This is a genomic window from Nocardia sp. NPDC060259 (assembly GCF_042728775.1).
Taxonomy (GTDB): Bacteria; Actinomycetota; Actinomycetes; order Mycobacteriales; family Mycobacteriaceae; genus Nocardia.
This window is the reverse complement of sequence record NZ_JBHXAY010000082.1, coordinates 25,810-33,782: the sequence shown is the minus strand read 5'-3', so window position 1 is coordinate 33,782 and position 7,973 is coordinate 25,810. Positions and strand designations below refer to the sequence as shown.

Genomic DNA, 7,973 nt, shown 5'->3' with positions numbered 1-7,973 from the left:
CCCGGACTCCGTGGAGTCCGGGCGCTTTCGTCTGTGTGGGGTCAGCTCTTGGCGCTGCCGAGGCAGTAGGTGATCTTCGGGTCGTTGACCACGAGCACCGAGTCGGCGTCCTCGCCGCACAGCTGCTCGTCGACCTGACCGTCGATCCGGGACACGACCTTGAAGCTGGCGTCGGCGGCGGTGCACGGCACGAACTTGTAGCCGGTCATCATGCCCTCGTGGTAGCAGCTGCCCTGCTTGAAGTTCGGCGCCAGACACAGGAACGCGATGGTGCCGCCGTTGCCGAAGGTCTCCTCGTAGGAGGTGTAGTCCTCGTGGCAGTCGACCTTCTTGTCGTGCACCTGCACGACCTGGTACACGGCGTTCTCGGCCGAGCAGGCCACCGGCTCGGTGTCGGAGTCGACCACCGACGCGGAGATCACGTTGATGCAGTCACCGACCTTCGAGCGGGCGGTGTCGGACTTGCCCGCGTCCTGGGCCACCTCGGTGACCTTGTCCACGGCCGAGCAGCCCGCGGCACCGAGTGCCGTGACCGCGAGCAGTGCCAGCGCGAACCGCGAAACCATTCCCTTGCCGGTGAACGTCATGCGAACCTTCTTTCTGGAGAACCTCACCGCGGACCCTTCGGCGGTGATCGGCCTCGCCCACCCAACCCCACGCCCGTGCCCGGAGCATCCGGGAAACCACGGCATTTGCCCGCCGGTGGCCCGGGTTAGGCTCAGTCCGGGTCGATCCGGTTTGAGAGGGGTGCACGCGTGCTCGAACGCGCATTCGTCGGCCGGGCCGCTGAACTGTCCGCGCTGACCGCGACCTTCGCCGCGCCCGATGCCCCCTGGCTGTTGCTGGTGGAAGGACCCGCCGGGATCGGCAAGTCCCGCTTGGTCGCCCAGTTCGCCCAGTTCGCGCCGTGCCGGGTGTTCTCGGTCACCGGTGCCGAGGACGCGCGAACCCAACCGCGCTACCTCGCCGACGATCTCGTCGAACAACTCACCGACTCCGCTGTGGCTGCTGGGGGTTTCGACCCCGGCGCAGACGAGGCCGTGGGATCGGGCGTCGGTCCGGGCGGGCCCGTGGCACCGGTCGAAGATGCGGAGATCGGAGTGTCCGGAGCGGACGTCCTTGCCGATGCGGCCTTCGCCCGCCGGATGCGTCGTGCCCTCGGCGTCGTCGAGACGCTGCTCGTTGTCGACGACGTGCAGTGGTCCGATGCCGAATCGGTTCGGCTGCTGGCCTTTCTGATCCGGAATCGTCCCGCGGGCTTCCGGTTGCTTCTCGCATTCCGCGAGGGCGGCTGCCCGGCCTCGATCACCCGGCTGCTGCGGGTGCCACGCGTCCACTCGGCGCATATCCAGGTGCCGCCGTTCAGCGAAGCCGATGTGGACGGGCTGCTACCGGCGGAGAACCCGCGGCGGCGTGCCCGGCTGCTCAGCGCGTCCCATGGCAATCCGCTGTATTTGTCGCTCCTGGCCGAGCTGCCCGACCAGGAACTGGACCGGGCGCTGCGCGGCGAGAACCCCGATCCCGCGTCGAACGACTATGCGGCGCTGGACCGGACGATCCGCGCCGAACTGGCGCAGCTGTCCGGCATCGAACGGTCGGTCGCGCAAGCACTCGCGGTGTGCGGGGTGCCCCCCGACCTCGAACTGTTGTGCACAACAGTGGATCTTCCCGCGGCAACGGTGGCTGATGCGCTCGACAGGCTGGTCGCACGTGGTGTGGTCGGCGCGAGCGACGGTGCGGTGACCTTCGTTCATCCGCTGATCCGCACGGCCGCCTATCGACTGGCCGGGCAGGGCTGGCTGGCGCTGGCCCACCGCCGCGCCGCACTGGCCCTGCGTACCCGCGACGCGCCTATGCCCGCGCGTGCGGGGCAGCTCGAGCACGCCCTGCTCGGCCGTGACGAGGTTGCCGGTGCCGAACTGCGCTCGGCCGCCGAGCAAGTGCTCGCCGACGCACCGGCGTCGGCTGCGCGCTGGCTCGCGCTCGCGCACCGGATCGCCCCGTCGGCTACCGACCCACTCGCCGACGCGGTGGCCCTGGGCCGGGCGCTGTTGCTGGCGGGCGCGGCCGAGCGCGCGGCCGAAGCGCTCGACCCGGCCGCCGCGAAACCGGGCCCGCACCAGCTGGAAGCGCTGCTGCTGTCTGCCCGGTGCGCCCGCATGCTCGGCCGGGTCGATCACGCCAGGACCCTGCTCGCGACGGCCGCGACCCTGCCCCGTCGCGTCGGCGACGGTCCGGTCCAGCTGGAACTGGCCATCCTGGAATTGCAGGATCACCAGGATGCCGAGGGCCACGCCCGACTCAACGCCCTGTTCGGATCCGCCGAGATCGAGGACCCGGCGGTCCGTGCCGCCGCGACCGCACTGCGCTGCCTCGGCTTCGTCGCCGACGGCCAGATCCGGACCGCGGCCGACCTCTACCCCCAGTGTCACCAGGCCTTCGAGAACCTGACCGATGCCGGGTTCCGCGAGGTCGTCCACGCGATCCCCGCCCTGGGCTGGTGCGCGTACTTCCTCGACCACGATCGCGACGGCCTCGTCCATCTCGACCGCGCCATCCGGGTCAGCCACCGCTTCGGCCGCAGCTACGCCCTCGCCGAACTCCAGACCGTCCGCGCCTACTCCCTGGCCAAACTCGGCCGCCTCGACGCCGCGATCACCGCCGCCGACGACGCCACCGACGCCGCGACCACCTTCTACTACCCCGACCTGCTCGCCTTCGCCGGCGCGGTCAAGCTCCGCACCCTGCAACTCACCGCCCCCACCGACACGGCCACCACCCAGTGGCACGCCGTCGCCGCCCTCCCACGTCCCGTCATGCGCTGGTGGCGCCAGGTCGTCGACACCACCCTCGCCGAAACCGCCCGCACTCTCGGCCTCCCGCCGCAGGCCGTCCAGGCGCCCGATCTCCCGATCCCCGACGCTCCGGACCCGAGCATCCCGCCGCTCGGCACCCGCCCCGGCCCACTGCACCCGACCCACCTGGCCCGCGCCGCCCACGCCGCCGTCGCCGACGGCGACCTGAGGATGGCCGCCGCCCTGGTCACCCGAGCGGAAGCCGCTGCGCACACCCAATCCGCGGCTTCCGATGCCCGCGAAGTCGTTGCCACGGAGGGTGTTTCCGCCCCAGCGGATCCAACGCACGACGCTACGGGCACCACTCCCTCCCACACCGGGGGTCTGGGCAGCCAGATCGGGGCGGCGGCGCTGGCCAGAGCCGACTATGCCGCCGCCGTCGGTGACCTGGATACGGCAGCCGCATCGGCCGAGGCGGCGATGGCCGCGTTCACCAGGGCCGGGATGGTGGTGAACCGGGCGCAAGCCGAACTGGTCGCGGGCATCGTCGCGGGCCGCCGTGGCGACTTCGGCCTGGCCACGAGCCGATTCGCCGCGGCGCGCGCGGTGTTCGCCGCCGCGGGCGCACAGCGGCTGCTGGCCGAGACGACGACAGCACAGCGCAGCCTGGCAGGCAGTCAGCCGGTCGCCGCGACCAGCCTGACCAGACGCGAACGCGAAGTCGCCGAACTGGCGGCCAAGGGCCACGCGAACAAGGACATCGCCGCCCACCTCTACCTGAGTCCACGCACCGTCGAAGACCACCTCGGCCGCGTCCTGCGCAAGCTCGGTCTGACCAGCCGCGCCGGCATCGCGCGCAAGCTCGACGAACTCGACGAACCGGTGTCCACGCACCGAGGTTGACCGACGTCACCACACGCGGGCGACCCACTCCGCCCCGACCGCACTACGCTCGAAGTCATGACTTCCGCACCGCCCACCGTGACCGTCCGCCGGGTGACCACCACCCGCGCCGGTGGCTTCTCCGCCGCCCCGTACGACTCGTTCAACCTGGGCGATCACGTCGGCGACGATCCGGAAGCCGTGCGCCGCAATCGGATTCGCCTGGCCGAGGGCATCGGCCTCACACCGGACCGGCTGGTGTGGATGGAGCAGGTGCACGGACGCACTGTCGAGATCGTCGACGGACCGCGCACCGAACCGGTGCCGGTGACCGACGCGCTGGTCACGACCGTGCCGAACCTCGCCCTGGTGGTCCTCACCGCCGACTGCGTGCCGATCCTGCTCTCCGACGACGAGGCGGGCGTCATCGCCGCGGTCCACGCGGGCCGCATCGGCGCCAGGATCGGCATCGTGCCCCGGGTGCTCGAGGCGATGGTCTCGGTCGGCGCGCGCGTCGACCGGATCGGCGCCTTCCTCGGCCCCGCCGCGTCGGGCCGCCAGTACGAAGTCCCCGCGGCGATGCGCGCCGATGTCGAGGCCCACCTGCCCGGCAGCGCCACCACGACGGTCCGCAAGACCCCCGGCCTCGACCTGCGCGCAGGCATCAGCAGGCAGCTCACCGAGGCGGGCGTCGGCGGAATCGCGCTCGACCCGCGGTGCACCATCGAGGACAAAACCCTGTTCAGCCACCGCCGTGGCGCCCCGACCGGCCGCATCGCCGGCGTGATCTGGATGGACAGCCCCGCATGAGCGCTCAGCGCCCTCAGCCGGTAGCGCGCGTGACCACGCAGGAAGGTTCGGCATGACCTCGACCGCCGACCAGGACACCGCCCGCACCGCGGAATTGTCGGCCAGGCTCGACGGCCTGCTCGCGCGCATCGACGCCGCCGTCGCCGCCGCGGGCCGCCCGGCGGGCTCGGTCCGCCTGCTCCCGGTGACGAAGTTCTTTCCTGCCGCCGACGTCGACATCCTCTACCGCCTCGGCAGGCGCGAGTTCGGCGAGTCGCGCGAGCAGGAGGCCTCGGCCAAGGTCGACCAGCTGGCCTACGACGACATCGAGTGGCACATGATCGGCCGTTTACAACGGAACAAGGCGCGCGCGGTGGCGCGCTGGGCGCACACCGCGCACTCGGTCGACAGCGAACGACTGGCAAACGCGCTGGACCGGGCCGCACAGGACGCACTGGCAGCCGGTGAGCGTACCGCGCCCCTGCGTGTCCTGCTGCAGGTGAGCCTGGACGACGACCCCGGACGCGGGGGTGTCGCACCGGCCGATCTGCCCGCCCTGGCCGACCTCGTGGCGAAGGCCCCCGGCCTGGATCTGGCCGGTCTGATGGCGATTCCGCCCCTTGACGCCGCGACTGATGCGTCCTTTGCGAATCTTGCGACTTTGCACACTTCGCTGCTCGCGCAACACGCCGATGCCACCGAACTTTCTGCAGGTATGTCGGGTGATTTGGAAGTTGCGGTCGAACACGGTTCGACCTGTGTGCGTGTCGGTACCGCCCTGATGGGCGCGCGACCGATAACCTCGGCGTAGCAAAGAAACCTCATCAGTCACATTCGACACATACGATTGGGCCGACGAGGCGCTGAGCAAGAACTTCAACACCCGGCCGCCACCGGGGCCGAAGGAAGGTCGTCCAGATGAGCACGCTGCACAAGTTCAAGGCGTACTTCGGCATGGTTCCGCTCGACGAGTACGAAGACGATTACGTCGACGATCACGCCCCCCGCGGCGCCGAGGAGCGCGCAGGCCGCACCCGCCCGCGCAGCTACGACCGCTACGCCGAAGACCGTTACGGCTCCGACCGTTTCGAGGACGAGGCCGACGACTACCCGCAGCCGGCCTACAAGTCGGCTTACCAGGCGCGCCGTGACGATTACGTCGCCGACACCTATGCCGACGATCGCTACGAGGCGCCGCGGCGTCCGACCAGGATCGAGACCGCCCCGTCGTCGGGTCGCTCGTTCCGGGCGGGCGGTGTCGCACCCGGCATGCGCGGCTCCACCCGCGGAGCGCTCGCGGTCGATCCCGACGCCGAGGAGCGCAGGCTCGAGGAGCGCTTGCGCCCCGAGCCCGCGGCAGCGCGGCGGCCCGGGATCTTCGAGGACGGAGGTCCCTTGTCCAAGATCACCACGCTGCGTCCGAGGGACTACAGCGAGGCCAGGATCATCGGTGAGCGTTTCCGCGAGGGCAACCCGGTCATCATGGACCTGGTCGACCTGAGCAATGCCGATGCCAAACGGCTGGTCGATTTCGCGGCCGGGCTCGCGTTCGCGCTGCGCGGTTCGTTCGACAAGGTGGCGACCAAGGTGTTCCTGCTCTCACCGGCCGATGTCGACGTATCGGCGGAAGAGCGCCGCCGGATCGCCGAAAACGGCTTCTACAACCAGAAATAGACGCCACATCCGCAACATCGTGATGGCCGCCCGCGCACCGCGCGGCGCGGCCATTTTGCAAGCCGCCGATTTTGCGGCAGAGTGAAGCCGTGGCCCTGTTCGCGGTTCTGTACCTCGTGCTTTTCATCTTCTGGCTGTTGTTGATCAGCCGGGTGATCGTCGAGTTCATTCGCAGTTTCGCGCGCGATTGGCGCCCTACCGGTGTGGTGGTGATCCTGCTGGAAGTCATCTTCACGGTGACCGACCCGCCGGTGAAACTCCTGAGGCGGTTGATACCTCCTGTCAACCTCGGGGGTATTCGGCTCGATCTGTCGATAATGGTCCTGCTCTTCGTGGTGTTCATCCTGATGTCCATCGTGGGTAGGCTCGGGCAGCCCGTGACCTCCGTGTGACATACTGAATCGAGAAGACCGCTTGCTAGTTCTCCAAAAGACGCGTGAAGGGATCCTTCGATGCCGCTGACTCCCGCCGATGTGCATAACGTCGCGTTCAGCAAACCGCCGATCGGTAAGCGCGGCTACAACGAGGACGAGGTCGATGCCTTCCTGGATCTCGTCGAGCAGGAGCTCTCGCGCCTGATCGAGGAGAACGCCGACCTGCGCCAGCGGGTCGCCGAGCTCGACACCGAGCTGGCCGATGCCAAGAAGAACCGCGCATCCGCCCCGGTCAACGCCGTGAAGGCGCCGGTCCAGCAGGCTCCGCCGCCTGTCCCAGAACCTATCGCGCCACCGGTGCCCGCCGCGCCGCCCGCGCCGATGCCGGTCGCCGCGCCGGTCAGGGACAACTCCGGTCCCGACGCGAACATGCAGGCCGCGAAGGTGCTCACCCTGGCGCAGGAGATGGCCGACCGGCTCACCACCGACGCCAAGACCGAGGCCGAGGGACTGCTCTCGAACGCGCGGGCAAACTCCGAGCGACTGGTCGGCGACGCCCGCACCCGCTCGGAAGCGATGATCGCCGACGCGCGCCAGAAGTCCGACGCGATGCTGGCCGACGCGCAGAACCGCTCCGACACCCAGATCCGGCAGGCCAAGGACAAGGCCGAGGCGCTCACCGCCGACGCCGAGCGTCAGCACGCCGAGATCATGGCCACCATCACCCAGCAGCGCACGGTGCTGGAAAGCCGCATCGAGCAGCTGAAGACCTTCGAGCGCGAGTACCGCGTGCGGCTGAAGTCGTACCTGGAGTCGCAGCTGGAGGAGCTGGAGAACCGCGGGTCGGCCGTTCCGGTCGACGGTGGCGAGTTCGCCGGCGAAACCAACGGTTCTGCCAACAGTCTGGCTCCCGCCTCCTTCGCCAAGGGCGGCAAGTAAACTGAACCCGGATCGCGCGGCACGCCGCGTGATCCGGGAACGCCCAGCTTTCATCGGGCTGCTCGGGTTTCTTGGGAGTCAGCATGCTCGTCTTGACGCTCGTCCTCGCGGCAATCGGTTTCGGTCTGCTCGTCGCGGCGCTCGCCACCGGTTCGGTGCTGTGGGCCTGGGGGTGCATTCTGATCTGCATGATCGGTGCCGCCACGCTGCTGGTGAGCGCGCTGGCCTCGCGAAAACCCGAGAACGACCCGGTCCGGCCCGGACGGCACCACGCGCAGCGTGCCGAGTGGCGCGGCCGGCGGGACTGACCGCGGAATATTCGCTGGACGGTCCCCGCTAGAATCGAAGAACACACGGCACTGATCCGGCCATCACCGGGGAGCCTTCGGAAGAACGGCGCTCGCGCTCAGTAGAACCGAACGGGTGAGCCCGTCACAGCTCACACAACGAGAGGCCCGCACCGCTTCCCACCAGGGGCGGAACGGGCAAACGGGGTGGTACCGCGGTACGGCGCACCGGC

8 protein-coding genes are annotated in these 7,973 nt (G+C 69.7%); 7 read left to right on the top strand and 1 reads right to left on the bottom strand.

The window, feature by feature from the left end; translation table 11 throughout:
• Positions 1-41: 41 nt before the first annotated feature.
• Positions 42-587, bottom strand: a complete 546-nt coding sequence (locus tag ACFWF2_RS24965; RefSeq protein WP_379309869.1) for a hypothetical protein — start codon at positions 585-587, stop codon at positions 42-44.
• A 168-nt stretch (positions 588-755) separates the two neighbouring features.
• Here ACFWF2_RS24965 and ACFWF2_RS24960 point away from each other — a divergent pair, with 168 nt between their 5' ends.
• From ACFWF2_RS24960 to ACFWF2_RS24930, 7 genes are all read left to right on the top strand, one after another.
• On the top strand, positions 756-3,698 hold the full coding sequence (locus tag ACFWF2_RS24960) for an AAA family ATPase (RefSeq protein WP_379309868.1): 2,943 nt from the start codon (positions 756-758) through the stop codon (positions 3,696-3,698).
• Between the two features lie 57 nt (positions 3,699-3,755).
• Complete coding sequence (gene pgeF, locus ACFWF2_RS24955) at positions 3,756-4,487, top strand: peptidoglycan editing factor PgeF (protein WP_379309867.1); 732 nt, start codon at positions 3,756-3,758, stop codon at positions 4,485-4,487.
• Positions 4,488-4,539: 52 nt separating this feature from the next.
• Positions 4,540-5,277 carry a YggS family pyridoxal phosphate-dependent enzyme gene (locus ACFWF2_RS24950; RefSeq protein WP_379309866.1) on the top strand — a complete coding sequence of 246 codons (738 nt, stop codon included), beginning with the start codon at positions 4,540-4,542 and terminating at the stop codon, positions 5,275-5,277.
• A 107-nt stretch (positions 5,278-5,384) separates the two neighbouring features.
• Positions 5,385-6,140 (top strand): cell division protein SepF, encoded by a 756-nt coding sequence (locus ACFWF2_RS24945; protein ID WP_189033701.1) that lies wholly within the window; start codon positions 5,385-5,387, stop codon positions 6,138-6,140.
• Between the two features lie 89 nt (positions 6,141-6,229).
• The gene (locus ACFWF2_RS24940) at positions 6,230-6,532 is read left to right on the top strand and encodes a YggT family protein (RefSeq protein ID WP_189033702.1); all 303 of its coding nucleotides are present in this window, start codon (positions 6,230-6,232) and stop codon (positions 6,530-6,532) included.
• Positions 6,533-6,592: 60 nt separating this feature from the next.
• Positions 6,593-7,453 (top strand): DivIVA domain-containing protein, encoded by an 861-nt coding sequence (locus ACFWF2_RS24935; protein WP_379309865.1) that lies wholly within the window; start codon positions 6,593-6,595, stop codon positions 7,451-7,453.
• A gap of 83 nt (positions 7,454-7,536) precedes the next feature.
• Positions 7,537-7,761: a hypothetical protein gene (locus tag ACFWF2_RS24930; protein ID WP_379309864.1), complete on the top strand. Its 225-nt coding sequence runs from the start codon at positions 7,537-7,539 to the stop codon at positions 7,759-7,761.
• Positions 7,762-7,973 lie beyond the last annotated feature (212 nt).